The 25,697-nt window shown below is 69.6% G+C and carries 18 protein-coding genes, 1 pseudogene and 1 riboswitch; of the genes and pseudogenes, 15 read left to right on the top strand and 4 right to left on the bottom strand.

The features are described from left to right. The first annotated feature begins 82 nt into the window (after nucleotides 1-82). From IG98_RS0119185 to ilvC, 8 genes and pseudogenes are all read left to right on the top strand, one after another. Nucleotides 83-1,702, top strand: coding sequence for an ATP-binding protein (locus tag IG98_RS0119185; protein WP_030913673.1), 1,620 nt, complete (start codon nucleotides 83-85; stop codon nucleotides 1,700-1,702). Further along, nucleotides 1,699-2,394, top strand: coding sequence for a response regulator (locus tag IG98_RS0119180; RefSeq protein ID WP_030913671.1), 696 nt, complete (start codon nucleotides 1,699-1,701; stop codon nucleotides 2,392-2,394). Before IG98_RS0119185 ends, IG98_RS0119180 begins: the two co-directional genes overlap by 4 nt. Before the next feature lie 321 nt (nucleotides 2,395-2,715). Then, nucleotides 2,716-4,539 (top strand): VanW family protein, encoded by a 1,824-nt coding sequence (locus IG98_RS0119175; protein ID WP_030913670.1) that lies wholly within the window; start codon nucleotides 2,716-2,718, stop codon nucleotides 4,537-4,539. Nucleotides 4,540-4,573: 34 nt separating this feature from the next. After that, complete coding sequence (locus tag IG98_RS0119170) at nucleotides 4,574-5,482, top strand: 2-hydroxyacid dehydrogenase (RefSeq protein ID WP_030913667.1); 909 nt, start codon at nucleotides 4,574-4,576, stop codon at nucleotides 5,480-5,482. Between the two features lie 268 nt (nucleotides 5,483-5,750). Continuing rightward, nucleotides 5,751-8,408, top strand: a complete 2,658-nt coding sequence (locus IG98_RS0119165) for a putative bifunctional diguanylate cyclase/phosphodiesterase (RefSeq protein WP_245651626.1) — start codon at nucleotides 5,751-5,753, stop codon at nucleotides 8,406-8,408. Nucleotides 8,409-8,633: 225 nt separating this feature from the next. Further along, nucleotides 8,634-10,373 (top strand): annotated as a pseudogene (locus IG98_RS0119160) (acetolactate synthase large subunit); the annotation flags it as partial. Between the two features lie 2 nt (nucleotides 10,374-10,375). Further along, nucleotides 10,376-10,900, top strand: coding sequence for an acetolactate synthase small subunit (ilvN, locus tag IG98_RS0119155; RefSeq protein ID WP_030913663.1), 525 nt, complete (start codon nucleotides 10,376-10,378; stop codon nucleotides 10,898-10,900). Between the two features lie 39 nt (nucleotides 10,901-10,939). Next, nucleotides 10,940-11,920 carry a ketol-acid reductoisomerase gene (gene ilvC / locus IG98_RS0119150; RefSeq protein WP_030913661.1) on the top strand — a complete coding sequence of 327 codons (981 nt, stop codon included), beginning with the start codon at nucleotides 10,940-10,942 and terminating at the stop codon, nucleotides 11,918-11,920. Between the two features lie 148 nt (nucleotides 11,921-12,068). Here the strand turns inward: ilvC and IG98_RS53385 are convergent, their stop codons facing one another. Beyond that, nucleotides 12,069-12,923 carry a CAP domain-containing protein gene (locus tag IG98_RS53385; protein ID WP_051752442.1) on the bottom strand — a complete coding sequence of 285 codons (855 nt, stop codon included), beginning with the start codon at nucleotides 12,921-12,923 and terminating at the stop codon, nucleotides 12,069-12,071. A gap of 333 nt (nucleotides 12,924-13,256) precedes the next feature. Between IG98_RS53385 and IG98_RS0119140 the strand changes: the two genes are divergently transcribed. Continuing rightward, nucleotides 13,257-14,633: an MFS transporter gene (locus tag IG98_RS0119140; RefSeq protein ID WP_051752441.1), complete on the top strand. Its 1,377-nt coding sequence runs from the start codon at nucleotides 13,257-13,259 to the stop codon at nucleotides 14,631-14,633. 34 nt (nucleotides 14,634-14,667) lie between these two features. Here IG98_RS0119140 and IG98_RS0119135 read toward each other — a convergent pair whose 3' ends face one another. Continuing rightward, nucleotides 14,668-15,216 (bottom strand): FHA domain-containing protein, encoded by a 549-nt coding sequence (locus IG98_RS0119135; RefSeq protein WP_030913657.1) that lies wholly within the window; start codon nucleotides 15,214-15,216, stop codon nucleotides 14,668-14,670. An 88-nt stretch (nucleotides 15,217-15,304) separates the two neighbouring features. Here IG98_RS0119135 and IG98_RS0119130 point away from each other — a divergent pair, with 88 nt between their 5' ends. The 3 genes from IG98_RS0119130 to IG98_RS0119120 are packed head-to-tail and all read left to right on the top strand — an operon-like array spanning nucleotide 15,305 to nucleotide 19,208. Next, complete coding sequence (locus IG98_RS0119130; RefSeq protein WP_030913654.1) at nucleotides 15,305-15,832, top strand: PadR family transcriptional regulator; 528 nt, start codon at nucleotides 15,305-15,307, stop codon at nucleotides 15,830-15,832. Further along, on the top strand, nucleotides 15,829-16,587 hold the full coding sequence (locus tag IG98_RS0119125) for an ABC transporter ATP-binding protein (protein WP_051752439.1): 759 nt from the start codon (nucleotides 15,829-15,831) through the stop codon (nucleotides 16,585-16,587). The genes IG98_RS0119130 and IG98_RS0119125 overlap by 4 nt, the downstream gene beginning before the upstream one ends. Beyond that, a complete protein-coding gene (locus IG98_RS0119120) occupies nucleotides 16,584-19,208 on the top strand; it encodes an FtsX-like permease family protein (protein ID WP_030913651.1) in 2,625 nt (874 codons plus the stop codon). Before IG98_RS0119125 ends, IG98_RS0119120 begins: the two co-directional genes overlap by 4 nt. A gap of 53 nt (nucleotides 19,209-19,261) precedes the next feature. On the opposite strand, the gene IG98_RS0119115 is transcribed toward IG98_RS0119120, so the two are convergent. After that, on the bottom strand, nucleotides 19,262-20,116 hold the full coding sequence (locus IG98_RS0119115; protein ID WP_030913650.1) for a hypothetical protein: 855 nt from the start codon (nucleotides 20,114-20,116) through the stop codon (nucleotides 19,262-19,264). A gap of 230 nt (nucleotides 20,117-20,346) precedes the next feature. On the opposite strand from IG98_RS0119115, the gene serA reads away from it, so the two are divergent. After that, nucleotides 20,347-21,936 (top strand): phosphoglycerate dehydrogenase, encoded by a 1,590-nt coding sequence (gene serA, locus IG98_RS0119110; protein WP_030913649.1) that lies wholly within the window; start codon nucleotides 20,347-20,349, stop codon nucleotides 21,934-21,936. 461 nt (nucleotides 21,937-22,397) lie between these two features. Here the strand turns inward: serA and IG98_RS0119100 are convergent, their stop codons facing one another. Continuing rightward, entirely contained in the window at nucleotides 22,398-22,994 is a 597-nt protein-coding gene (locus IG98_RS0119100) for a C40 family peptidase (protein ID WP_051752437.1), read from the bottom strand. Beyond that, nucleotides 22,982-23,212, bottom strand: a riboswitch (cyclic di-AMP (ydaO/yuaA leader). It overlaps the preceding gene by 13 nt. Nucleotides 23,213-23,353: 141 nt before the next feature. Here IG98_RS0119100 and IG98_RS0119095 point away from each other — a divergent pair. Together IG98_RS0119095 and IG98_RS0119090 are read left to right on the top strand one after the other, a co-directional pair. Beyond that, complete coding sequence (locus IG98_RS0119095) at nucleotides 23,354-24,400, top strand: 3-isopropylmalate dehydrogenase (RefSeq protein ID WP_030913647.1); 1,047 nt, start codon at nucleotides 23,354-23,356, stop codon at nucleotides 24,398-24,400. 171 nt (nucleotides 24,401-24,571) lie between these two features. After that, nucleotides 24,572-25,666: a branched-chain amino acid aminotransferase gene (locus IG98_RS0119090; protein ID WP_030913645.1), complete on the top strand. Its 1,095-nt coding sequence runs from the start codon at nucleotides 24,572-24,574 to the stop codon at nucleotides 25,664-25,666. Nucleotides 25,667-25,697: the final 31 nt, after the last annotated feature.

The following is a 25,697-nucleotide window of genomic DNA, read 5'->3' as shown; positions in this document are numbered from 1 at the left end:
GTCATATTGGTCACACGTCCCCGCGACCTCGCCGTTATCTCGGACTGCTTTCATCGATCTTCCCTGACAAGGGAGTCAACTCGTGCGACGCTTGGTCAACGCCTCGCTCGGCACCCAGCTTTTCGTGCTGCAGACGGTGATCGTGTTTCTCGCGGTCGGCGGTACGGCGGGCGTCTGGATGGAGCACACCCGTGAGCTGCTGGACTGGCAGTACCAGCAGCGCGCCCTGGCGATCGCCGAGTCCGTGGCGGGGCTTCCCCAGGTACGCGAGGCGTTCGGCAAGGCGCGGCCCGAACTGATCCTGCAGCCGATCGCGGTCGGGGTGCAGGCGGCCACCGGCGCCGACTACGTGGTGATCGCCAACCGGAACCAGATCCGCTACGCCCACCCCAACACGGCCCTGATCGGCAAGCGGCTGTCCACCGACGGCTCGCAGGTCATGACGGACGGGCAGCCCTGGACCGGCATCCAGACGGGAACGCTCGGCCGCTCGGTGCGAGGCAAGGCGCCGATCTTCGACTCCGCGGGGAAGGTCATCGGCCTGGCCTCGGTCGGGATCCTGGAGGAGACCGTCGCCGACCAGCTCAGCGCGGCGCTCCCGCCGCTGTTCTGGACCGTGCTCGGGGTCCTGGCCGCCGGATCGGCCGCCGCCGCGTTGATCGCCCGGAGGGTCCGCCGTCAGACGTTCGGCCTGGAACCGGCGGAGATCGCGGCCCTGCTCGAACAGCGTGAGGGTGTGTTGCACGGCGTCAAGGAGGGGGTGCTCGCCCTTGATCTGGCGGGCCGGGTGACGCTGGTCAACGACGCGGCACGCGACCTGCTCGGCCTCTCCCAGCACGACGTCGGCCGGAGCCTGGGGGAGATGCGGCTTTCCGACCGGATGCGGGACGTGCTGGGCGGCGCGGACCCCGGTGACGACCGGGTGGTACTCCACTGTGACCGGGTGCTGGTGCTCAACCGGACCCCGGTGGCGGTGCGGGATCGGCAGAGCGGCTGGGTGGTCACCCTGCGGGATCGGACCGAGCTGGTACGACTGGCGCGCGAACTCGACCAGGCCAGCACCACGACCGGAGCACTGCGCGCACAGGCCCATGAGTTCGCCAACCGGATGCACACCGTGGTCGGCCTGCTGGAGCTCGGCGAGTACGAGACGGCCGTCAGTTACATCACCCAGACCACCGAGGCCTACAGCAGGCACGCCTCGGGCGTGCGGGAGAAGATCGCCGACCCGACGCTGGCCGCGCTGCTGCTGGCGAAGGCGGCGGAGGCTGCCGAGCGGGGCGCGACCCTGGTGCTGTCCGACGACTCTCGGGTGGAGGAGGGCATGATCGGTGATCCGCACGACGCGGTCCTGGTCGTCGGCAACCTGGTCGCCAACGCCCTCGACGCGCTGCAGGAGAGTGGGGGAACGGTGGAGGTCTCGGTCCGTACCGAGGCGGACGGGTTGCACATCCGGGTCGGCGACTCCGGTCCTGGAATCACCCCGAGCCTGGTCCACGAGGTGTTCCTGGAGGGCTTCACCACCAAGGTGGCCCATGCCGGGCCACGGGGCCTGGGGCTGGCGCTGACCCGCCAGACGTGCTCGCGCCGGGGTGGCTGGGTACGGGTGCACAACGCGGGCGGTGCCGTCTTCACCGCGCTCCTCCCCACGGGTGAGCCCACCGGCCCGGGTGAGCCCGAGGAAGGGCAGGTGCGGAGATGACCGGGGACGGGCACGCGGAGGAGATCCGGGTACTGGTGGTGGACGACGACTTCATGGTGGCCAGGATCCACGGCGGCTATGTCGCCAGGCTGTCCGGCTTCACGGTCGCCGACGTCGTGCACACCGGGAGTGCCGCCATCGAGTCGGTCAGGACGCACCGGCCCGACCTGGTACTGCTCGACATCTATCTGCCGGACATGTCGGGACTCGACGTACTCATGACGCTCAGGGGCGCCTCGCACCCGGTGGACATCCTGGTGATCACCGCCGCGCGTGACGTGGCCACGGTCCGGGCGGCCATGCGCGGCGGTGCGGTCAACTACCTGATCAAACCTTTCACCGCCCGCGCCCTCGGCGACCGCCTCGGACAGTACGCCGAGATGCACCGGAGGCTCGCCACCCTCGGGGACGAGGCGCACCAGGACGAGGTCGACCAGTTCTTCGGCACGGTCAAGGGAGTCCCGCTGCCGCTGCCCAAGGGGTTGTCGGCCACCACGTGCACCCTGGTGGCCGCCGCGCTCAGGAAGAGCGACACCGACATGTCGGCGGCCGAGGCGGCGGTGATGACCGGCCTCTCCAGAGTCAGCGCCCGCCGGTACCTGGAGCACCTGTGCGCGGCGGGTCAGGCGGAGCTCCGTCCGAAGTACGGCACCGCTGGTCGGCCCGAACACCGCTACCGCTGGACTGGTTGATTTGTTATTTATTTTTGGGTGTTGGTTGACCGGTGTGGTTTAGGGTTGCGGGAGGTGGAGGCTGCGAAGCAGGAGGAGACGGAGGCCGTGCGGAACGCCGGAGCGTCTGTGGACCCGCCGACGGACCCCTTTGAGGCGATGCCGCTTCCCTCGCGTCCCGTCCCGCCCGGCGCCCGTGATCCACATCTTCCTCCGGGAGCACCGGGCGGCCGTTCCAAGGACGGCTCACGCCTTCCCCCGGGAGTCTCGCCCGATATCTTCGGCCCCACCGGCTTTGGCGGTCCCGCCGCACCGGCCCGCGGGGCGACGGCGCTTCCGCCCGTGGCACAGCCTCCGCAGCCCTGGCAGATGGCGGCTCCGCCCGAGCCCTCGTTCCGACGAGACGAGCCCTCGCTCGTCCCCGGCGGCGACGGCGGGTTCCCGCAGCCCAGCGGCCTCCGTTACGAGGAGCCCTCCCCGGGCCGGCGCAAGGGCCGCAGGATCGTCCTGATCATCCTCGCCGTGCTGTTCGTCGCCGGTCTCGCCTATGCGGTGCCCGCGGTCGTCATGTCCGGCAAGATGCTGCCGGGCACCACGGTGCGGGGTGTCGAGATCGGCGGCCTGACCGCCACCGAGGCGGCCGACAAGCTCAGAGACCGTCTGACGGGTGAGGCCTCGGAGGAGATGACCCTCCTGGCCGCGGGCAAGCGCTACGAATTCGACCCGGGCAAGGCGGGTCTGGGGTTCAACGTGGTCGCCACCATCGACCAGGCGCCCAGCGACTTCCCCACTCCCGCCGAGGTGTGGCGGGCCTTCACCGGCACCACCGAGCTGGAGCCCAAGCTCTCCTCCGACGCCGAGGCCATGAAGACCGCGGTCGCGGGCCTGGCCAAGAAGATCGACCTCAAGGTCCGCGAGGGCTCGGTCACGTTCGAGGGCGTCAAGCCCGTCATCGTGACGCCCCGCGACGGCAGGGAACTGGAGAGGGAGGCCGCGGTCGCCGCGATCACGGGCGCCTTCCTCGGTCCGGCGAAGGAGGTCAGGCTCCCGGTCTCGGTGATCAAGCCCAAGGTCGGCGCGGAGACGGTCAAGAAGGCCGCGAACGACGCGGTCAAGGCCCTGTCCGGACCGGTCACCCTGACCTTCTCCGGCAAGCAGGTCCAGTTGCCGGTGGAGACCCTCGCCGCGCACCTGTCCTTCGAGCCGGACAGCTCCGGTGGTATGCGCCCGGTGTTCGACGCCAGGAGCGCGGTGGCCTCGGTGGAGGACAAGCTCGTCGATCCGGCGCTGGCCCCGCGCGACCCCACGTTCCAGATCGTCGCGGGCAAGCCGAAACTGGTGCCCGGCCGCAAGGGGAAGGGCGTCGACGACGAACGGCTCGCCGCCGACGTGGCCGAGATGGTCTCCCGCAACGGAGAGCGGACGATCCCGGTGGCCATGGCCACGGTCCGGCCGCGGATGTCCGACGCCGAGGCGCGCAAGCTCGGCATCAAGGAGCGGATCAGCCAGTTCACCACGCCCTACGAGTGCTGCCCGCCACGGGTGACCAACATCAGGGCGCTCGCCAAGCTGATGGACGGTTACCTGGTCAAGCCGGGTGAGACCTTCTCGCTCAACGGCATCATCGGCCAGCGCGACACCGCCCGCGGTTTCGTCCCCGCCCCCATGATCCAGGGCGGCAGGCTGGTCGACTCGGTCGGTGGTGGAATCTCCCAGTTCGTGACCACGATGTACAACGCGGTGTTCTTCGGCGGCCTTGAGGACGTCCAGCACATGGCACACGAGTTCTACATCTCTCGCTACCCCGCCGGACGCGAGTCCACGGTCTCCTGGCCCGAGCCCGACTTCCGCTGGAAGAACGACTCGCCGTACGGGGTGCTGGTGAAGACCTCCTTCGACAACAACGGGGTCACCGTCGCCTTCTGGAGCACCAAGCGGTACGAGATCGAGTCGATCTCGTCCGAGCGCTACAACGTCACCCCGTTCAAGAGCGTGACCGAAAGCGGCCCCAACTGCATCCCGATGGTCGGCCAGCAGGGGTTCACCATCGATGTCTGGCGCGTCTTCAAGCAGAACGGCAAGGAGATCAAGCGCGTCAAGGCGACCACGGTCTACCGCCCCGAACTCGACCTGAAGTGTGTGAGTGAGGGAAGCGAGGACGAGTAGTAGCTCACGGGCACCGCGGTTGGATAATGCGGGGATGAAGATCTGGGTCCCCTCGAAAGCCGCCGCCGACGTTCTGTGTGATCTGCCCGAAGTGGAGTGCGTCGTCTACGACGGCACGGAGCCGGTGCCGGAGGGGGCGGAGCAGGTCGAGGTCTGGATTCCGCCGTTGACGCCGGTGGCGGGTCTCGCCGAGCTGCTCGCCCGGATGACCGGCCTGCGGTTGCTGCAGACCGTCACGGCGGGTGTCGACGCCTACCGGCCGCATCTGGCTGGGGGGGTGACGCTGTGCAACGCCCGGGGCGTGCACGACGCGGGTACCGCCGAGTGGGCGGTGGGGGCCATGATCGCGGTGCTTCGGGAGTTCCCCGGGTTCGTCCACGCGCAGCGGAAGGGGGAGTGGACCTACCACCACACCGGGGTGCTGGCCGACTCCACGGTCCTGATCGTCGGCTACGGCTCGATCGGTGAGGCACTGGAGCGACGGCTCGACGGTTTCGAGGTGGACGTCGTCCGGGTGGCCAGGACCGCCAGGCCCGGTGTGCACGGCATGGACGAGCTGCCCGCCCTGCTGCCCGCGGCGGATGTGGTGGTGCTGCTCGTACCGTCCACCCCTGAGACCGCGGGCATGGTGGACGCCGGTTTCCTGACGGCGATGAAGGACGGCGCCGTCCTGGTGAACGCGGCCAGGGGATCGGTGGTCGACACCGCCGCTCTCGTCGCCGAGCTGGGCAGCGGCCGGATCCTGGCCGCGCTCGACGTCACCGATCCCGAGCCGCTGCCCGAGGGGCACCCGCTGTGGAGTGCGCCGGGGGTCCTCATCACCCCGCACGTCGCGGGCAGCAGCCCGGCGTCCGTACGGCGCACGCTGAAGCTGCTCCGCTCCCAGTTGCTGCGCTACCTCGCGGGCGAGCCGCTCAAAAACGTGATCACGGGTTCCTACTGACCGGCAAAGGAATCCGGACTGTGGCTACCTCGTGACCTACGGTGCGTACCGTCTGCAGAAGCGATTTGCATCGCCCGCGTGGTTATCAGATCGGTGACGACTACGGCGTTGTCACTCCTCGCGCGGGCCGGACGGCCCACACTGGCCGTGTGCCGGTACGAGCGCCGAGGACGAAGGACGACGCGCTCGCGCCGGTGACACGAGCGCAGTGACTAAGGGATGCTGCGGGAGCAGAACACACTGAAACGACACCGATAGGCAGACGACATTGATCCGCTGGCGTGACCCCCGGGTACCGCTGACCGCCGCCGCCGTCGGCGTGGTGGGGCTCGTTGCCGCTCTTGTCAGCGGCGCTCCCGCCGTGGTCGTCGAGGCGGTGGCAGGCGTCGTCACCGCGGCGGCCGCCGCGGGTTCACTGTTCGCCGCGGCCTCCAGGGTGATCGGCCGGCGCAGGGCGCTGGCCTGGCGCTGGCTGGCGGGTGGCTCGGTCACCTGGCTGCTCGGGGTGGGGGTGCGGCCGATCGCGGACGGCGCGCCGTTCGTGGTGACCTTCGCCGACCTGGTGCTCCTGGCCGGTACGGCCATGATCGCCGTCGGTACCACGCTGTCGGCGGTCAGGCCCGCCCGAGGGTATGCCCTGCTGCGCGATCTCGCCGACTCCTACGTGTGCGCCGCCTCCATCCTGGTGATCATCTGGGTGACGCTGGTCGGGCCGGTCTACCGCGACGCCGGCGACGCGGGCGACGTCGCGGTCACCTTCGCCTCACCCCTGTTCTGCCTGATCCTCGCCTGCGTCGTGGGCCCCGCCGTGGTGCCGATCAGGCGGTCGGCCTGGCCGGTCGGTCTGGCGGCGCTGGCCGTGCTGGCCGCCGTCGCGACCTCCGAGACGATCACCGCGCTGGCTCGGGTGAGCGGCGACACGCCGTCGCTCACCTGGGTGTGGCTGGCCCCCGTCGCGTTCCTGGTGCTCGCCGTGGTCCCGTGGAGCGGGCGCGCGGCGCGACCGCCGGATCTCGAGGACGACGAGCCTTTTCTCCGCGAGAGCACGTCCTCGCTGATCGCGGCGGTGCCGCTGTTCCTGGTCGCGGCGGCCGCCGTCGTCGTGCTGCTGAAGGTGATCGGCGGCGGGGTGCAGGGGCCGCCGGTGGTGCTGGCCTCGGTGTGCGCGTCGATCGTCGCGGTCCTGCTGGTACGCATGTTCGTGATGCTGCTGGAGACCGGGCGGCTGCGTAGCCTGCTCCATCTCGGTGAGCGGCAGTTGCAGGACCTGGCGGAGAGCGCCGGCGACGTGGTCCTGCTCTGCGACTACAACGGTGTGATGCGGCAGATCGGCGAGGGTGTCGAGATCACCTACGGGTACCGCCCCGAGGAACTGGTCGGCGGGAAGATCTTCGACTACATCCACCCCGAGGACGTGCCGGGAATCCAGGGGGCGCTGAGCGCGATGAGCCTGGAGGAGGAGGCCGAAGGGGGGCCTGGCGCGTGCATGGTCGCCTGCCGGGTCCGAGCCTCCGACGGTACCTGGCGCCCCGCCGAGTCGGTCGCCACCCGGCACGTGCGCGGCGAGGGCCTGCTGCTCGTCACCACCCGCGACATCAGCGACCAGGAGGCCCTGCGCAGCCAGGTCGCCCACCTGACCTTCCATGACGGCGTGACGGGCCTGCCCAACCGGGCCTACTTCGAGGAGCGCACCCGCGAGGTGCTCGGCCGTCCCGGCGCGAACAGCGTCGCCGTGGTCTTTCTGGACCTGGACGGTTTCACCGCGGTGAACGACTCGGTCGGCCACGCCAGCGGCGACTACCTGCTCGGCCAGGCGGCCCGCAGGCTCCGCGCCGCGATACGGACCGACGACACCCTGGCGCGCTGGGGTGGAGACGAGTTCGCGGTGCTGCTTGAGGCGGTCGACGCCCAGACCGCGGTGGACCTGGCCGAGCGACTGGTCCGCACGGTCTCATCCGAGCCGTTCCGGGTGGCCGACCGTGACATCGCGCTGACCGCGAGCGTCGGGGTGGCCTTCGCGGCCGACGACGTCTCCTCCGCCGATCTGATCCGTAACGCCGACGTGGCGATGGCCAGGGCCAAGGAACTGGGCGGGCGCAGGGTCGAGGTGTTCGCCGCGCACATGCACGCCGACGTGGTACGGCGACTGGAGCTCGCCGCCGACCTGCAGCGGGCGCTGCTGGAAGACCAGTTCGTGATCGAGTACCAGCCGGTGGTCGACCTGGCCACCTCGCGCGTCACCGCCGTCGAGGCACTGGTGCGCTGGTGCCAGGGGGACGAGTTCGTACCACCCGAGCAGTTTCTCGGCCCGGCGGAGGACACCGGCCTGATCGTGCCGCTGAGCGAGTGGATCCTGCGCGAGGCATGCCGGGAGGTGGCCGCCTGGCGCGCCTCGGCATGGGAGATCGGGCTCTCGCTCAACCTGTCCGCCCGGCAGATCATGGCGCCGCGTTTCGTGGAGACCGTCGAGTCCGCCCTGGTCGAGAGCGGGCTGCCGCCCAGCGCGCTGACCCTGGAGGTCATCGAGGAGATGCTGGTCGAGGACGCCGAGCAGACCATCACCCGGCTCTCCGAGTTGCGCACCCTCGGAGTACGGCTGGCCATCGACGACTTCGGCACCGGTTACGCCTCGCTGGCTCTGCTGCGGCAGCTCCCGGTCGACATGATCAAGATTGACCCCTCCTTCGTGTCCGGGCTCGGTTGCGACGAGACGCTGACCCTGCTGACCCGTACGATCGTGCGGCTCGGTCACGACCTGGGGCTGATCGTGGTCGCCGAGGGCATCGAGCGGCCCGAGCAGCTGGAGTTGCTGCGTGAGATGGGCTGCACCCGAGGCCAGGGATTCCTGGTGGCGCGCCCGATGGCCGCGCGCGGCGTCGACTCGTTGATGCGCACCAGCCTCTCCAGCCTGGGGACGCACGCCTGACCTCACATCTCGGACTCTGAGATATCTGTCCCATGAATTTGACGTGGGGCCACTCCGTCGGCCAAGGTGGAGGCATGCAGATTGACCGTGGGATCCTCGTAGTACTTCACCGGCGCGCAGGTCGCTGAGCGAAGTACTCCGACCTGCGCGCCGCCCCAGCTCCGCCGACCAAGCGGAATGGGGCATTTTTTATGCCATTAAGCATGTTCAGCCACAAGGAACGAGCCGATGACCGAACAGATGACAGGAGCCCAGGCCCTCGTGAGGGCGCTGGAGCACGTCGGAGTCGACACTGTGTTCGGGATCCCGGGCGGCGCGATTCTCCCCGCCTATGATCCGCTCTACGACTCGACCAAGGTCCGGCACGTGCTTGTACGGCACGAGCAGGGTGCGGGGCATGCGGCCCAGGGGTATGCGCAGGCCACCGGCAAGGTCGGAGTCTGCATGGCCACCAGCGGTCCCGGCGCGACCAACCTGGTCACCCCGATCGCCGACGCCTACATGGACTCGGTCCCGATGGTCGCGATCACCGGTCAGGTGGCCAGCGCCGCCATCGGCACCGACGCCTTCCAGGAAGCCGACATCTCCGGCATCACCATGCCGATCACGAAGCACAACTTCCTGATCACCGACCCGAACGACATCCCCAGGACGATCGTGGAGGCATTCCACATCGCCTCGACCGGGCGTCCGGGGCCGGTGCTGGTCGACATCGCCAAGGACGCGCTCCAGGCGAAGATGGCCTTCGAGTGGCCGGTCGTCATGCAGCTGCCCGGCTACCGGCCGGTGACCCGGCCGCACTCCAAGCAGATCCGCGAGGCGGCCAAGCTCATCGTCGAGGCCGGCAGGCCGGTGCTCTACGTGGGCGGTGGCGTGCACCGGGCCGGCGCGTCGGCGCAGTTGCTGGAGTTCGCCGAGCTGACCGGCATCCCGGTGGTCACCACCCTGATGGCGCGGGGCACCTTCCCCGACAGCCATCCGCAGCACATGGGCATGCCCGGCATGCACGGCTCGGTGTCGGCGGTCGGCGCGCTGCAGAAGGCCGACCTGATCATCGGACTCGGTGTCCGCTTCGACGACCGTGTCACCGGCGACCTGTCGACCTTCGCGCCGTACGCGAAGATCGTCCATGCGGACATCGACCCGGCGGAGATCTCCAAGAACCGGCACGCGGACGTCCCGATCGTGGGCGACTGCAAGGAGGTCATCTCCGACCTGATCACCGCGGTGCGCGGCGAGGGACGCAAGGGCGACTACGCCGAGTGGTGGACGGCGCTCAACACCTACAAGGCGACCTACCCGCTGGGCTACACCGAGTTCGAGGACGGCTCCCTCGCCCCGCAGTACGTGATGGAGCGGCTGGGAGCGATCGTCGGCCCGGACGCGATCTACACCGCGGGGGTCGGCCAGCACCAGATGTGGGCCGCGCAGTTCATCGGTTACGAGAACCCCGGCACGTTCATCAACTCCGGCGGCGCGGGCACGATGGGCTTCTCGCTGCCGGCGGCGATGGGTGCCAAGATGGGCCGGCCCGACACCACGGTCTGGGCCATCGACGGTGACGGCTGCTTCCAGATGACCAATCAGGAGCTCGCCACCTGCACGATCGAGGGCGTGCCGATCAAGGTCGCGATCATCAACAACGGTAACCTGGGCATGGTCCGGCAGTGGCAGACGTTGTTCTACAACGAGCGTTACTCCAACACCGACCTGCAGACGGTCCGCCGCATCCCCGACTTCGTCAAGCTCGCCGAGGCCTACGGTTGCGTGGGCCTGCGATGCGAGCGCCCCGAGGACGTGGACGCGACGATCAAGAAGGCCATGGAGATCAACGACGTGCCGGTGGTCGTCGACTTCGTGGTGCACCAGGACGCCATGGTGTGGCCGATGGTCGCGGCCGGGACCAGCAACGATGACATCAAGTTCGCGCGCGACATGGCGCCGGTCTGGGACAGCGAGGACTAGGCATGAGCAGGCACACGCTCTCCGTGCTGGTGGAGAACAAGCCCGGCGTGCTCGCGCGCGTCGCGTCGTTGTTCAGCCGCAGGGGGTTCAACATCGACTCGCTGGCGGTCGGGCCGACCGAGCACGCGGACATCTCCCGGATGACCATCGTGGTCAGCGTCGCCGACCTGCCGCTGGAGCAGGTCACCAAGCAGCTGAACAAGCTCGTCAACGTACTGAAGATCGTGGAGCTCGACCCGGCGCAGTCGGTGCAGCGCGAGCTCACACTGATCAAGGTGCGCGCCGACGCCGAGAACCGCTCCAACGTGCTGGAGCTGGTCAACCTGTTCCGGGCACGCTGCGTCGACGTCTCCTCGGACGCGGTGACGATCGAGGTCACCGGTACGCCGGACAAGCTGCAGGCCTTCATCAAGGTCCTTGAGCCGTTCGGCATCAAGGAGCTCGTCCAGTCGGGCATGGTGGCCATCGGCCGCGGCGCCCGTTCCATCACCGACCGTTCTCTCCGGGCCCTGGACCGGACCGCGTAACGCACCCGAGAAACCCGAAAGGTTAAGCAAGTGACTGAGATCTTCTACGACGACCAGGCCGACCTGTCGATCATCCAGGGCCGGCACGTCGCCGTTCTGGGATACGGCAGCCAGGGCCACGCCCACGCGCTTTCGCTGCGCGACTCGGGTGTGGACGTCCGGGTCGGCCTGCCCGAGGGTTCCAAGAGCCGGGAGAAGGCCGAAGCCGACGGCCTGCGGGTGCTCACGCCCTCGGAGGCCGTCGAAGAGGCCGACCTGACCATGATCCTCGCGCCGGACCACATCCAGCGCCACCTGTACGCCGACCACGTGGCCCCGAACCTGGTCGAGGGCGACGCGCTCTTCTTCGGGCACGGCCTGAACATCCGCTACGGCCTCATCGAGGCGCCGGAGGGCGTGGACGTGGCCATGGTCGCCCCCAAGGGTCCCGGTCACCTCGTGCGCCGCCAGTACACCGCGGGCCGCGGCGTGCCGTGCCTCGTCGCGGTGGAGAAGGACGCCAGCGGGAACGCCATGGACCTCGCCCTGTCGTATGCCAAGGGCATCGGCGGCACCCGCGCCGGCGCGCTGAAGACGACCTTCAAGGAGGAGACCGAGACCGACCTGTTCGGTGAGCAGGCCGTGCTCTGCGGCGGCGTGTCCGAGCTGATCAAGGCCGGTTTCGAGACCCTGATCGAGGCGGGCTACCAGCCCGAGGTCGCCTACTTCGAGTGCCTGCACGAGATGAAGCTGATCGTCGACCTGATGTACGAGGGCGGCATCCACAAGATGTACTGGTCGGTCTCCGACACCGCCGAGTACGGCGGCTACTCCCGCGGCCCGCGCGTGGTGACGCCGGAGACCAAGAAGGAGATGCAGCGCATCCTCGCCGAGATCCAGTCCGGCGAGTTCGCCAGGGAACTGGTGGAGGAGTTCGACAGCGGCCAGAAGAAGTTCACCGCCTACCGCGAGGAGCTCGCCGAGCACCCGATCGAGAAGACCGGTGCCAAGCTCCGCCCGATGATGAGCTGGCTCAAGTAGGAGCCATCCGCTCCAGGCGCTCCGTACGGCCCGCGCCCCCGCGACGAGTTCCCGTCGTGGGGGCGCGGGCCGTTCCGGTGAGAACGGCCGGCCGGACGCCGGGGCCGGCCGGGCCGAGCGCCCGCCCGGATCCGGTCCCAGCTGGTGCTCAGTGCTTGGCGAAGTCCTGGGTCCAGTAGATGCCGCGTGAGCTGTTGGCCACGCCCACTCCGAGGTGGGTGTAGGCGCAGTTCATGATGTTGGCGCGGTGCCCGGCGCTGCCCATCCAGCTCTGCATCACTTCGGCCGGGGTGCGCTGGCGCATCGTGATGTTCTCCGCCCAGGCACGCATCGGGCTGAACCCGCTCGCCTTGATGCGGGCGGTCATGTCCCTGCCGTCCGGCGAGGTGTGGCTGAAGTAGTTCCTGGCCGCCATGTCGGCGGAGTGGCCCTGCGCGGCCGAGCGCAGCTGGGGGTCGGAGACGAGCGGGGCACAGCCGCCCTTCTGCCGCTCGGCGTTGGTCAGGCGCACCACCTCCTCGGAGACGGCGGACCCCTCAGGTGCGGGGGCAGTGGTGCCGGGGGCCGTCGGGGTGGGGACCGGGCCGGGGGTCGGGGCGGTGGAGGTGGGGGTCGGAGTCGGGGTGGCCGCGGGGGAGCAGGCGAGCCTGACGGCCCTGGAACGGCTGACGTTGCCCCGGTAGTCGGTGACGACGGAGTAGTAGACCCCGGGGGCGCATGCCAGCCTCACGGTCACCCGCCCGTTGGTCCCGCGCAGGGAGGCGCTCTTGACGACCGGGTCGGTGCCGGCCACGGCGCGCTTGACGCGGATGCGGACCAGTGCGGTGTCGTCGCAGCCCAGCCGTGCGGCGGAGGCCTGGATCCGTCCCGTCGCGGTGACGTACGGCTTGGCCGTGTACACGCGGCACTCGGCCAAGGGGGCGGCGGCGTGCGCGGTGGCGATCGGCGTGCTGAGGGCCGCCAGGCTCCCGAGGCACAGCAGTGCCCCTAGTGGTCTGCGCATGTCGGTTCCTCCAGTTGGTGAGACGCTGGACGGTTCCGCATTCTGTCGGGGACAGGTCGGCTTTGTCAGTAAATTACCGACATTAATTGTGAGCTCCAGGTAAACCAGAGTGATCACATAGGCGTCTGGGGCCGGTGATGCACCGGTCCAAGTCGGGGGGTGATCTAGCCTGAGAAGTCCCTTTTTGACCTATCTGAGCAGGACATTCATGACATCGACCGATACGAAGATCGACTGGGTCGCGTGGAGCGAAGGGGTCCCTCGGCGGGGAAGGTAAAAATATTCACGTTTCCGGGGCCTACCAAGCGGTCACTCGCTGCGATTGAATGTGGCATGATCTCCCCGGCGCCCTCCCCCGCCGTCGTCACCGTGCCGCGCGGCGTGCGCCTCGGCTACGGTGTCGGCTCAATCTGCACCGCGACCTTCTCCACCGTCCCCGGGTTGCTGCTGCTCTTCTACATGACGAACGTGCTGGCGGTTCCCGCCTGGATCGCCGGGGTGGTGGCCTTCCTCCCCAAGCTCTGGGACATGTTCATCAACCCCTGGGTGGGCCAGCGCTCCGACCGGACGGTCTCCCGTTTCGGGGCCCGCCGCCCGTGGATGCTGCTGGGCGCGCTCACCCTGCCGGTGACCTTCACGCTCACCTTCATGGGCCCTCCGCTCACCGGCCTGTCCGCCGCGCTGTACGTCGGCCTCTGCTACTTCCTCACCGCGACGGCCTACGCCTTCTACGAGGTGCCGTACAAGGCGATGCCGGCGGAGATGACCGACGACTACCACGAGCGCTCCTCCCTGCTGCAGTGGAAGATGGTCTTCGTCGGTCTGGGGATCCTGCTCTCCGGGGCCATCGCGCCGATGATCGCGGGCACCGAGGTCTCCGGTTACCGGACCATGGGGCTGGTCGTCGGCGCGGCGCTGCTGCTGTCGATGCTCGCCGCCTTCTTCGGCACGGCCCGCGCCCCGATGGTCGCGCGAGCCGCGGCGGAGCCGTCGCTCGGTGCCCAGTTCGCCGCCGCCCGCTCGAACCGGACGTTCATGGTGCTGCTCGGTCTGAGCTGCGCCCAGATGCTCGCGGCCGGGATCATGCTGGCCGGCTCACCGTACTTCGCCACCTACACACTCGGTGATCCGGCGGCGACCACCACGCTCTTCCTGGGCATCGTCGGCCCGTTGCTGATCACCATGCCGCTCTGGGTCTGGCTGTCCAAGCGTTATGACAAGCGCGGGGCGATGATCCTGTCGTCGGCGCTGTTCACGGTGGGCACCGTCGGGATGGCCTTCTCGGGTCCGCTCGGCTCGGCGTACGCGCATGCCTGCGTGCTTCTCGTCGGCATCGGTTACGCGGGGTTCCAGCTGCTGCAGTTCTCGATGCTCTCGGACGTGATCGTCCACGACACGCTGGTCACCGGAAAGCGGCGTGCCGGGGTGTTCACCGGGCTCTGGACCGCCGCCGAGACCGTGGTCTTCGCGTTCGGCGCGCTCATTCTCGGCTGGCTGCTCGGTGCGACCGGATTCGTGGAGTCCGACCCCTCCACCCCGGTCGCGCAGCCCGAGTCGGCGACCACGGCCGCGCTGTACGGCACGACGCTGCTGCCCGCGCTGCTGATGGTGGTCGGCATCGTGCTGACCATGCGCTACACCCTGACCGCGGAGAAACTCAGGGAGGCCGGGGTCGGAGCGACCGAGGCGGAGGTGCCCCAGGTCGACTGAGGAAGGTGACCGGACCTGGGAGGGCCGGGTGCGGTCATGACAGCAGCTGAGGCGTGATCATCAGGAAGCCGCAGTCGCCGAAGGAGACGACGTCGCCCGGCCGGACCTTCGCCGGGCCGACCAGGCGCCAGTCGTTCAGCCGGGTGCCGTTCAACGAGCCGAGGTCGACGAGGGTCCAGCCGTCCTCGTCGCGGCGGAGCTCGGCGTGCACCCGGGAGACGGTCAGGTCGGCGAGGACCAGGTCGCAGGCGGAGCCCCGGCCCACCACATAGCGGGTCCGGTCGTCGGCGGGCAGTGCCAGCCTGGGCAGCCTGGGACGCCGCCAGGCCGACTCCACCCGCTTGGTGAAGTCGGAGGCCGAGGCGACGACCTCGGTGATCACGCGGCGGAACCGGCCGCGTTGCGGCAGGTCGGCGACGAGGTTGTCGAGTTCGCCCTGATTGCGCGCACGCAGGGCCATGTCGACGCGGCCGAGGAACGTGTCGTGCGACAGATGCCCCTCGACAGCACGGTCACGGAGCTCGTTGATCGCACGATCGCGATCCCCGTCGGAGGCGCGGGACGGGGGATGCGTCGAGCTCATCCTCCGAGTATCGGCCCCAAGGGCGGAACCTGTCCAGAATATGCAGATCTCTTGCAACTGGCATACTGAGTATGCATACTCGGTATGCATGACGATCCGACATGGGATTCTCACCCTGCTGAGTCAGGGGCCCCGCTACGGCTATCAGTTGCGTGCCGAGTTCGAGGCGTCGACGGGGGCGGCCTGGCCACTCAACATCGGCCAGGTCTACACGACGCTCTCCCGGATGGAACGCGACGGCCTGGTGAGCCCCGGCGAGCAGGACGAGCAGGGCCGGGTCGTCTACTCGATCACCGAGGCCGGTCTGGCCGAGATGGAGCGATGGTTTCGCACCCCCGTCGTTCCGTCGGACCGGCCTCGGGACGAGCTGGTCATCAAGCTCGCGATGGCGGTCACCGCCGCCGCGGACGTACGGCCGATCATCCAGGCCCAGCGCACCGCGACCATGCGCACGCTGCAGGAGTTCGTCCGCGCCAAGCGCGCGAGCGTCGGGGACCCGGCCCAGCGGCTGGTGCTCGACTCGATGATCTTCCAGGCCGAGGCCGAACAGCGCTGGCTCGACCACTGCGAGGCCGTGCTCACGGCCTCCCCCCAGACGCAGGAGAAGCAGAGATGAGTTTCGATCCGGTCGTACGGCTCACGGACGTGAGCCGCGTACACGGAGACGGGCCGCAGGCCGTACCGGCGCTGCGGGAGGTGAGCCTGGACATCGCCGCAGGAGAGCTGGTCGCGGTGATGGGGCCCTCGGGGTCGGGCAAATCCACTCTGCTCAACCTCGTCGGCGGCCTGGACCGGCCCACCTCGGGTGAGGTCGTGGTGGCGGGCACGCCGCTCTCCGGCATGACCGCTGGAGGGCTCGCCGGGCTCCGCCGCCGCCATGTCGGCTACGTCTTTCAGGACCTCAACCTGATCCCGTCGCTGACCGCAGCGGAGAACGTCATGCTCCCGCGCGAGCTGGACGGCGTCAGGGCCGGGCGGGCCCGCCGCGAGGCGGGGGACGCCCTCGCCGAGGTCGGTCTGGCCGATGTCGCCGGCCGCTTCCCCGACGAGATCTCCGGCGGCCAGCGCCAGCGAGTGGCGATCGCCCGCGCCCTGGTCGGGGAGCGGCGGCTGATCCTGGCCGACGAACCCACCGGCGCCCTCGACACCCCCACCGGCGACGACATCCTCCAGCTGCTGCGCGCCCGCTGCGACGCGGGGGCGACCGTGCTGCTCGTCACCCACGAACCCCGCTACGCCGCCTGGGCCGACCGGGTGATCTTCCTGCGCGACGGCGAGATCGCCGACTCCACCGCCACGCCTCTGGAGAGTGCCCGGTTGAGCGCGGAACGCACCCCCGCCTCCGGGCCGCGGAGCGGAGGAGAGGCATGAGCGCCCTCCTCGCCGCACTGCGGATCTCCCGCCGGAGCATCGTCCGGGCGAAGGCACGCAGCGCGCTCATCATCGTGATGATCGGCCTGCCCGTCCTCGCGATCACTGCCGTGCTCACCTTCTCCGCGACCGAGGACCTCCGGCCGGAGGAGCGGCTGACCATGGACCTGGGTGCGGCCGACGCCAAGCTGACGGACACCGGGGCCGCCGGGCCGATCAGGCAGGATACGACGGGCTACGACTGGCAACCTCGAAAGGACGGCGGGCCGTCGCGGTCCCGGGCGGAGATCCTGGCCCTGGCCGGACCCGGCAGCCGGATCATCCCGATGAACAGCGGCTCAGGGGAATACTGGACGGGGACCGCCTACGGTTTCGCGCAGGTCCTGGAGGTGGACCTGCGCGACCCGATGGCGGGCGTCATGTTCCCGCTTGTCCGGGGGCGCTACCCGCAGGCCGCCGATGAGGTGGTCGTCACCGCCTCCATGGAGCCGGCCGTGGGCTCGACCCTCCGCTACACCCGTGACGACGTGCCCAAGCGTGTGGTGGGAACGGTGGTCTCGCAGCCAGGCGACCGCAGGCGCGCGATCATCGGGCTGCCCGGCTCGCTGAACCCCGACTCGGGGGTGATCGACGCCGAGCAGTCCTGGTTGCTGGACGCTCCGGCGCCGGTCACCTGGACCGAGACACGCCGGTTCAACCAGGCGGGGGTGACCGTGCTGTCGCGGGCGGTGCTGGAGAACCCGCCGCCCGTGGGAGGCGGTCCGGACCAGGCGGCCGAAGAGCCCGGGATGAGATCCACCAGCACGCGCAGCGCTGTTCTGGCAGCCGTGTCGGGGGTGACCCTGGCCGTGCTGGAGGTCGTGCTGCTGGCCGGACCCGCCTTTGCCGTCGGCCTGCGGCGCCGGCGCAGGGAGCTCGCGCTCATCACCGCCCAGGGCGGCTCGGCCCGCCACCTCAAGCTGGTCGTGCTGGCCGACGGGCTGACCCTGGGCCTGGCCGCCGCCGTGCTGGGAGCCGCCCTCGGGATCGCCGTCGCCAGGGGGATCGTGGCCTGGGCGGGGATCTGGCCGGCCGGTGGTCTTGGGGCGTTCGAGATTCCCTCCGGACAGATCGTGCTGGTCGCGGCGCTCGCCGTGGTCAGCGGGGTGGCGGCGGCCGTGGTGCCCGCCGTACAGGCCGCCCGGGCCGACGCGGTCGCGGCACTCGCCGGCCGGCGGGCCGAAGCGCGTGACCGGACCGGATGGCCGCTGCTCGGACTGGTCCTGCTGACGGCGGGGGTCGGGGCCATGGTCTACGGGGTCCGGTCGACCGACGCGGTGATCCTTTTCGGCGCGGTGCTCGGGCTGCTCGGCCTGGTCATGGTGACGCCCTGGCTCATTCGGCGGATCGGAGGCCTGGCCGGAGGGTTCCCGCTTCCCCTCCGGCTGGCCGTCCGTGACGCCTCCCGCAACCGCGGCCGTACGGCTCCCGCCGTCGTGGCGGTGCTGGCCGCGGCGGCGGCGTTCAGCACGGTCGCCGTCGGCCTCGCCAGCAGCGAGCGGGTGTCGGAGGAGTACGACCGGCCGGCCTACCCGATGGGCACCACGGCGATCCACGGCGACGACGTGACGGAGGAGTCCTGGAAGGAGATCCGGCCGATCGTCGATCGGACGCTTCCCGGCGTGCCGCTGGTGGAGACCTACCGACCTGTCGACGCCAAGGGCAGGACGGTGGACTTCCACGCGCGAGATGGTAGATGCAGCCGCTGCATGACCTCGACGGGCCCGCTGAACGAGATCCCCACGGGCGGGCCGGACTTGCTCCGTCTCCTGCTGGGCCGCACCGACCGGGCGGCCGAGGCGGCGCTGGCGGAGGGGAAGGCTGTGGTCTTCAATCCGAAAGCGATCAGGGATGGCAGGCTCCGTCTCCGAACCTGGACACGTGGCAGCAGTCAGGAGAAGGAACAGGTCCTCGCTGTGCCCGCGGTGGTGGTCACCGTTCCGGGACCGTTCAACGTGCGCGGTGTGCTGCCGGTCGCCGCGATCACCAAGGCAGGGTTCATCCCCAAGCTCAGCCACCTGCTTGTCGATCCGGCGGTCGCCCGGCTGACCCCGGAGCAGGAGCAGCGGCTCAGCGGGCCGGTGCGCGCCGTCACCCCCAACGTCGCGGTCGAGACCGAGCGGGGGGTCCGGCGGAACAGAGCCGACAGGGTCACCGGAATCATGTGGGTCATGGCGGGCCTCGCCTCGCTGGTGGTGCTCGGCGGAACGCTCACCGCCTCCGGGCTGGCTGCGGCCGACGCCCGTTCCGACCTCGACACGCTCTCGGCGGTCGGGGCACGTCCCCTGACACGCAGGCTGGTGGCGACGGGACAGGCGACGGTCGTCGCCGGGTTCGGCGTGCCCCTGGGACTACTCGCCGGGCTGGTTCCCGGGCTCGCGCTGGCGAGTCAGATAAGCCTGCGGCGTGACGCCGAGCGTGAGGTCGGGCTCAACGGGGTCCCGTTCGAGAAGCTGGGCGTCATCCTCAGCGTGCCGTGGCAGACGCTGCTGGTGGTGGGCATCGGCCTGCCGCTGCTGGCGGCGCTGATCGCGATGGCGTCCGCCAGGACCAGGGTGACCCTGACCCGGCGGCTGGGATAGCCGGACCGATCCGCGGGGTAGGGGTGTTCAGCACCCGTGCCCCGCGGACCGGTTCAGTTGGTGACGTCGGCGCAGACCACGTGGGCGCCCAGTTCGACCATCCGCTGCTCGCTGCGGGCGTCGGCGACCCTGGCCATCAGGATCGGCGCCTCGCTCGCGGCGAGCTGTGGCAACCGGGCGCGCACCCCGCGATGGATGTCCCTGACCACGTCCTCGGCCGCCGACATGTGCACCTTCACGTGCAGCATGATGCCCGGGGCGCCCGAGGAGGTCTTGGCCTCGGAGATCCACACGTGGTGGACCAGCGGGTAGTCGACGAGCAGGTACGAGATCGCGGCGCGCAGCGCGGGCAGGATCGGGTGCTCGCACCGCCGGTAGCCGGGATCCACCATCTGCATCGGCCCCGACAGGTGGGGCCGGGGCGCGGGGATCCACGGCTGGGCGGGCGCGGCGGGCACCGGCGTTCTCTGCGGGCGCACCGGCGCGGGACGCGAGACCGTGGCCATCGCCCCGGTCGCGTACGCCGTCGGTGTCGTGCTCGACAGCACGGGCGCGGGGCCGCTGCGCTTCGAGAGCAGGTACTGCTGGAGATCCTCGATCGGCACGGCCGCGGCCGCGGGTCCCGCCGCGTCGATCACTATCTCCCGCACGCCGGTGACCCGCTGGATGTCGAGGACTGTGTCGGCGTCGCACGCCGACAGCGAGTGGTTGCCACGGTGCCGCGCGTAGGTGTCCGCCGAGGTGTACCCGAGCAGGACACGCTCACCGGTCTGCGTCGTACCGAGCACGACGGAGCGGTCAGGTCGCACGGCGACCAGGAGTCCCCATTCGGCAAGCGCCGCCAGCAGCCGGTGCGGCTCGCCGTGCTGCGCGAGTACGTTGCCGAGAGCGGGGTTCCCGATGCTCATATGAGGAACGATAGGTAGTGACCCACGGCTTATCAGGGTAATCGCGAAGTTTTCTTAGGATCAAGACCAACTTGAATTTTGGCGCATGGGATGTGTCAGGGGCGGGTACCGGGGTGCTGGATCATGGGGCGGTCGTGTCTCGCATCCCGGGACACTCGTGAATACGTTCACAAGCGCCGATAGACTACGTGAGGTCCGTGCACCCTCACCGCCTAGTAAGGATCCAGCCTGTGAACAAGCCCGTCGTACTGGTCGCCGAGGAACTTTCCGAGGCCGGTCTCGCGGTCCTGGGCGCGGACTTCGAAGTCCGCCACACCGACGGCGCCGACCGTGCCCAGTTCCTGCCCGCGCTCGCCGACGTGGACGCGCTCATCGTGCGCAGCGCCACGCAGGTCGACGCCGAGGCGGTCGCCCACGCGCCCAGGCTCCGCGTCGTCGCCCGCGCCGGTGTCGGTCTGGACAACGTCGACGTGGAGGCCGCCACCAAGGCGGGCGTCATGGTCGTCAACGCGCCGACCTCCAACATCACCAGCGCCGCCGAGCACACCGTCGCGCTGATCCTCGCCTCCGCCCGCAATGTCGCCCAGGCGCACTCCGCGCTCAAGGGCGGCGAGTGGAAGCGCTCGAAGTACACCGGCGTGGAGCTCGACGAGAAGGTCGTCGCCATCCTCGGTCTCGGCAAGATCGGCCAGCTGGTCGCGCAGCGCCTCCAGCCGTTCGGCGTCGAGCTGATCGCCTACGACCCCTACCTGCAGCCGGCCCGCGCCGCGCAGATGGGCGTCCGCCTGGTCACGCTGGAGGAGGCCCTGCGCGAGGCCGACTTCATCACGGTGCACCTGCCCAAGTCCAAGGAGACCATCGGCCTCATCGGTGACCGGGAGCTGCACGCGGTCAAGCCGAACGTCCGCCTCATCAACGTCGCCCGCGGCGGCATCATCGACGAGAACGCCCTCTACTCCGCGATCAAGGAGGGCCGCGTCGCCGGCGCCGGCATCGACGTGTTCCCGAAGGAGCCGGTCACCGACAGCCCGCTCTTCGAACTCGACCAGGTGGTCGTCACCCCGCACCTGGGCGCCTCCACCCATGAGGCCCAGGAGAAGGCCGGCACCCAGGTGGCGCGTAGCGTGAAGCTCGCCCTCGCAGGGGAGTTCGTGCCCGACGCGGTCAACGTCCAGGGCGGCGCCGTCGCCGAGGACGTCAAGCCGGGTCTGCCGCTGGCCGAGAAGCTCGGCCGGGTGTTCACGGCCCTCGCGGGCGAGGTCGCCACCAAGCTCGACGTCGAGGTGCGCGGCGAGATCGCCGCCCACGACGTCCGCGTGCTGGAGCTGGCCGCGCTCAAGGGTGTCTTCACGGACGTGGTCGAGGACTCCGTCACCTACGTCAACGCCCCGCTGCTGGCCAAGGACCGTGGCGTCTCGGTCGAGCTGGTCACCAGCGCCGAGAGCCCCGACTGGCGCAACGTGGTGACGGTCCGCGGCGTCCTCGCCGACGGCCGCGCGATCTCGGTCTCCGGCACCCTGTCGGGTCCGCGGCAGATCACGAAGATCGTCGAGGTCAACGGCTACCAGATGGAGATCGAGCCGACCGACCACCTGTCGTTCTTCACCTACACCGACCGCCCCGGCGTCGTCGGCGTGGTCGGCCGCATCCTCGGCGACCACTCGATCAACATCGCCTCGATGCAGGTGGCCCGGGACGTCAAGGGCGGCAAGGCCCTCATCGCGCTCACCGTCGACACCGCCATCCCGGCCGACGTGATCGACCAGATCGGCGCGGAGATCGGCGCCGACAGCGGCCGCTCGGTCGACCTGGCCGACTAGTTGTCACACCGAGGTGGCCGTCGCCCCGCAGTGCGGGGCGACGGCCCCTTTTTGTCTCGCTATGTGAGAAGTGTGTACGCCGGGCGAGACGGCGTTCCGGCCGCCAGGTAGCCTGAGATGAAATGCGCCAGGTTCCAGCCTGCCGCGACGGGGCCTGACAGGGGTGGGCCGGCGACTCTCCGGTGCCACGCCCCGAACCACCGGTCCGTGATCCGGACCCGTGACATCAGGCCTGGTCGGAGCCCTGATCGGAGTCTCGACCACCGCCCCTGCTCGCATCCGACCGAGACGAGATTCGCCATGTATGACATGTATCCCTGGAACCACGCCGAAGAGGTCAAGGACGAGGCCGCCGAGGCGATCCAGACCGCCCTGGACCGCCGGGACAACGGTGGGTCTCCCACCCGCTGAACCTGTTCCCGGCGCCGACGGGGTTCCCGCGGCCGATCAGCCGACGTGTCTCATCCGCCGGTCGCGAGCTCGATCCGCTCGGTCAACTTGACCCCCCGCGGGTCGGGGCGCACCGCGCCGACGAAGGAGGACCGGCGCCAGGCGCTGAGCTTCTCCTCCTTGACCACGTCGCCGCTCTGCGGGGCGTGGACCATGTAGCCGGGTCTGGTGATCATGCCGACATGGCCGAGGCCACTGAAGAAGGCCAGGTCACCGGCCTTGAGGTCCTTCCAGGCGATCTTCTTGGAGAAGGCGGCGTACTGGTCGTTGGTGACCCGGGGCAGCTTGATCCCGGCGGCGCCGTAGGCGCGGAGCACCAGGCCTGAGCAGTCGAAGCCGCCGTTGCCGGTGCCACCCCAGACGTAGGGCGTGCCGCGCTTGGACATGGCCCACTTCACGGCCTTCTGCCAGGCAGGTTTGGGAGTCGCGCTCTTCAGTGCCGCCTTCAGCCTGACGGTGCCGAACGCGGGAGCTTCGGGGGAGGGGAGGGGGGAGGCGGCCAGTGCCGCCGTCGGCGCCATGGCCGAGGCCGCGAACACCGCGGCGCCTGAGACGAGGATGGACAGGACGCGAGAGTACATCTTGCCGGACAGGATGATTCCTTCCATAAGGCCGGCCGGGTGAGCTGTCGGGCTCGGGCGTGGAGGCCGCCCTACGGCGCGAGAACGCGCAGATTCGCCCCAAGGGATCCCGTGGTGGCAACCGGGAGCGCGCTCCGGAGCGGAGCAAGGTTCCCGGGGGCCGGGTGGATCCCGGAAAAAGTGGTTCCCCGGCTCCGTACGGGCCGGTAAGGGGATGGTCCGTACGGATTAGGCATCAATGTGAATGGGGAGGACGATAACGAAACCTCATGAAACGGTCAATAGGGAGCAAAAAAGGACAAAGCGATCATATGGGTGGACGTGCGGACACGTCCGAAGAGTGAGACCGGTGTTCGATCACCGAGACGGACAGGTAAGGTGCCTGCATGGATTCGCGTAACATTCGCCTGGCGGTCATCCCCGGGGACGGGATCGGAGTCGAGGTCGTCACCGAGGGGCTGAAGGTCCTCGAAGCGGTCGGCACCAAGGTGGAGACCACCACGTACGACCTCGGGGCCAAGCGCTACCACGAGACCGGTGAGACCCTGCCCGACCCGCTGCTCGACGAGCTACGCGGATACGACGCGATCCTGCTCGGCGCGGTCGGCGACCCCAGCGTGCCCCCGGGCATTCTGGAGCGCGACCTGCTGCTCAAGCTCCGCTTCCAGCTCGACCACTATGTGAACCTCCGCCCGGTCAAGCTCTTCCCCGGCGTCGAGACGCCGCTGGGCAAGGCCCGCCCCGAGGACATCGACATGATCGTCATCCGGGAGGGCACCGAGGGCCCCTACGCCGGTGCCGGAGGCGTCATGCGCCGCGGCACGCCGCATGAGATCGCCACCCAGGAGTCGCTGAACACCGCCTACGGTGTCGAGCGCGTGGTGCGCTACGCCTTCGAGAAGGCGGTGGCCCGCCCCCGCAAGAAGCTGACGCTGGTCCACAAGACCAACGTGCTCACCTACGCCGGTGACCTCTGGGCCCGCACGTTCGACCGGGTCAGCCTGGAGTACCCCGAGGTCCAGACCGACTACTGCCACGTCGACGCGGCCTCGATGTTCTTCGTCAGCCAGCCGGAGCGCTTCGACGTGATCGTCACCGACAACCTCTTCGGTGACATCCTCACCGACATCGGCGCGGCGATCGCCGGCGGCATCGGCCTGGCGGCCAGCGGCAACGTCAACCCCGACCGCACCGCGCCGAGCATGTTCGAGCCGGTGCACGGCAGCGCCCCCGACATCGCGGGCCAGGGCAAGGCCGACCCGACCGCCACGATCCTGTCGGTCGCCATGCTCCTGGATCACCTGGGCCTGGCCGGTGAGGCGGCCCGGGTCGAGCAGGCCGTCGCCGACGACCTGCTTGAGCGGCTGGCCGGCTGGGCCGGCCGGACCACCCAGGAGATCGGTGACGACATCACCGCGCGAGTAGCCGGCTGAGGAAGCCGCCCCCTCGACCCCGACGCGCCTGGCGGCTCCTTCGAGCCGCCGGGCGCGTTTTTGTTTCCCCGCACTGCCGGTTTTCGCCATGGATGCAGTAGTTTCCCGTTACCCGGTCCAACGCAGAATGGACCCAAGGGTAAGCCAGACCTCAAGATAAGGATCCGCGTCATGACCACCGCTCAGAAGCTCAGCTTCGACGTGCAGCTCTCCGACCACGCGCGCACCGCGGCCGAGCGCGAGCAGGTAATGGCGGCTCCGGGGTTCGGCCAGGTCTTCACCGACCACATGATCTCGATCGACTACACCGAGGGCGAGGGCTGGCACGACGCCCGGCTCATGCCGTACGGCCCGCTCAGTCTCGACCCCGCGACCGCGGTCTTCCATTACGCGCAGGAGCTCTTCGAGGGCATGAAGGCGTACCGCCAGCAGAACGGCGCGATCGTGACGTTCCGCCCCGAAGCCAATGCCGCCCGCTTCAACACCTCCGCGCTGCGGATGGCCATGCCCGAACTGCCCGAGGAGACGTTCGTCGAGTCACTGGAACTGCTCGTCCAGACCGACCGCGAGTGGGTGCCGACCACGCCCGGACACAGCCTCTACCTGCGCCCCTTCATGATCGCCACGCAGCCGGCGCTCGGGGTCAACTACCCTTCCAGGACCTACAAGTACATGGTGATCGCCTCTCCGGCGGCGGCCTACTTCGGCGGCGGGCAGGCGGTCAGTGTCTGGCTCTCCACCGAGTACACCCGCGCGGCCCCCGGCGGCACCGGCTTCGCCAAGTGCGGTGGCAACTACGCCGCGGCCTTCGTGGCCCAGCGCCAGGCCGTCGAGCAGGGCTGTGACCAGGTGGTCTGGCTGGATGCGGGCGAGCACCGCTACGTCGAGGAGATGGGCGGGATGAACCTGTTCTTCGTCTACGGCGACCGCCTGCTGACCCCGGCTCTCACCGGCACGCTGCTGCCGGGCATCACCCGCGATTCGATCCTCGCCCTGGCCGCCGACCTCGGCCTGCGGGCGGAGGAGGGGCGGCTGTCGATCGAGGAGTGGCAGCGGGGCTGCGAGTCGGGCGAGCTCACCGAGGTCTTCGCCTGCGGCACCGCCGCGGTCGTCACCCCGGTCGGCTCGGTCAAGGGCGCCGACCGCGCCTGGACGGTCGGTGACGGCACCCAGGGGCCGATCACCGAGAGGATCCGCGAGGAACTGGTGGGCATCCAGTACGGTTCCCGCCCGGACCCGCACAACTGGGTCCACAAGATCTGCTAGTCCCGGGTTTTGCGTGTGGCCCCGGTTGGCC

The sequence above is a fragment of the Streptosporangium amethystogenes genome (genome assembly GCF_000721075.1).
Classification (GTDB): domain Bacteria; phylum Actinomycetota; class Actinomycetes; order Streptosporangiales; family Streptosporangiaceae; genus Streptosporangium; species Streptosporangium amethystogenes.
The sequence above is the reverse complement of the archived record's forward strand: the minus strand, read 5'-3'. Positions and strand labels throughout refer to the sequence as shown.

Coding starts and splice junctions, on each gene's coding strand:
- IG98_RS0119180 (WP_030913671.1), top strand. CDS start 1,699: ATGACCGGGGACGGGCACGCGGAGGAGATCCGGGTACTGGTGGTGGAC.
- IG98_RS0119170 (WP_030913667.1), top strand. CDS start 4,574: ATGAAGATCTGGGTCCCCTCGAAAGCCGCCGCCGACGTTCTGTGTGAT.
- ilvN (WP_030913663.1), top strand. CDS start 10,376: ATGAGCAGGCACACGCTCTCCGTGCTGGTGGAGAACAAGCCCGGCGTG.
- IG98_RS53385 (WP_051752442.1), bottom strand. CDS start 12,923: ATGCGCAGACCACTAGGGGCACTGCTGTGCCTCGGGAGCCTGGCGGCC.
- IG98_RS0119140 (WP_051752441.1), top strand. CDS start 13,257: ATGATCTCCCCGGCGCCCTCCCCCGCCGTCGTCACCGTGCCGCGCGGC.
- IG98_RS0119135 (WP_030913657.1), bottom strand. CDS start 15,216: ATGAGCTCGACGCATCCCCCGTCCCGCGCCTCCGACGGGGATCGCGAT.
- IG98_RS0119130 (WP_030913654.1), top strand. CDS start 15,305: ATGACGATCCGACATGGGATTCTCACCCTGCTGAGTCAGGGGCCCCGC.
- IG98_RS0119125 (WP_051752439.1), top strand. CDS start 15,829: ATGAGTTTCGATCCGGTCGTACGGCTCACGGACGTGAGCCGCGTACAC.
- IG98_RS0119120 (WP_030913651.1), top strand. CDS start 16,584: ATGAGCGCCCTCCTCGCCGCACTGCGGATCTCCCGCCGGAGCATCGTC.
- IG98_RS0119115 (WP_030913650.1), bottom strand. CDS start 20,116: ATGAGCATCGGGAACCCCGCTCTCGGCAACGTACTCGCGCAGCACGGC.
- IG98_RS0119100 (WP_051752437.1), bottom strand. CDS start 22,994: ATGGAAGGAATCATCCTGTCCGGCAAGATGTACTCTCGCGTCCTGTCC.
- IG98_RS0119095 (WP_030913647.1), top strand. CDS start 23,354: ATGGATTCGCGTAACATTCGCCTGGCGGTCATCCCCGGGGACGGGATC.
- IG98_RS0119090 (WP_030913645.1), top strand. CDS start 24,572: ATGACCACCGCTCAGAAGCTCAGCTTCGACGTGCAGCTCTCCGACCAC.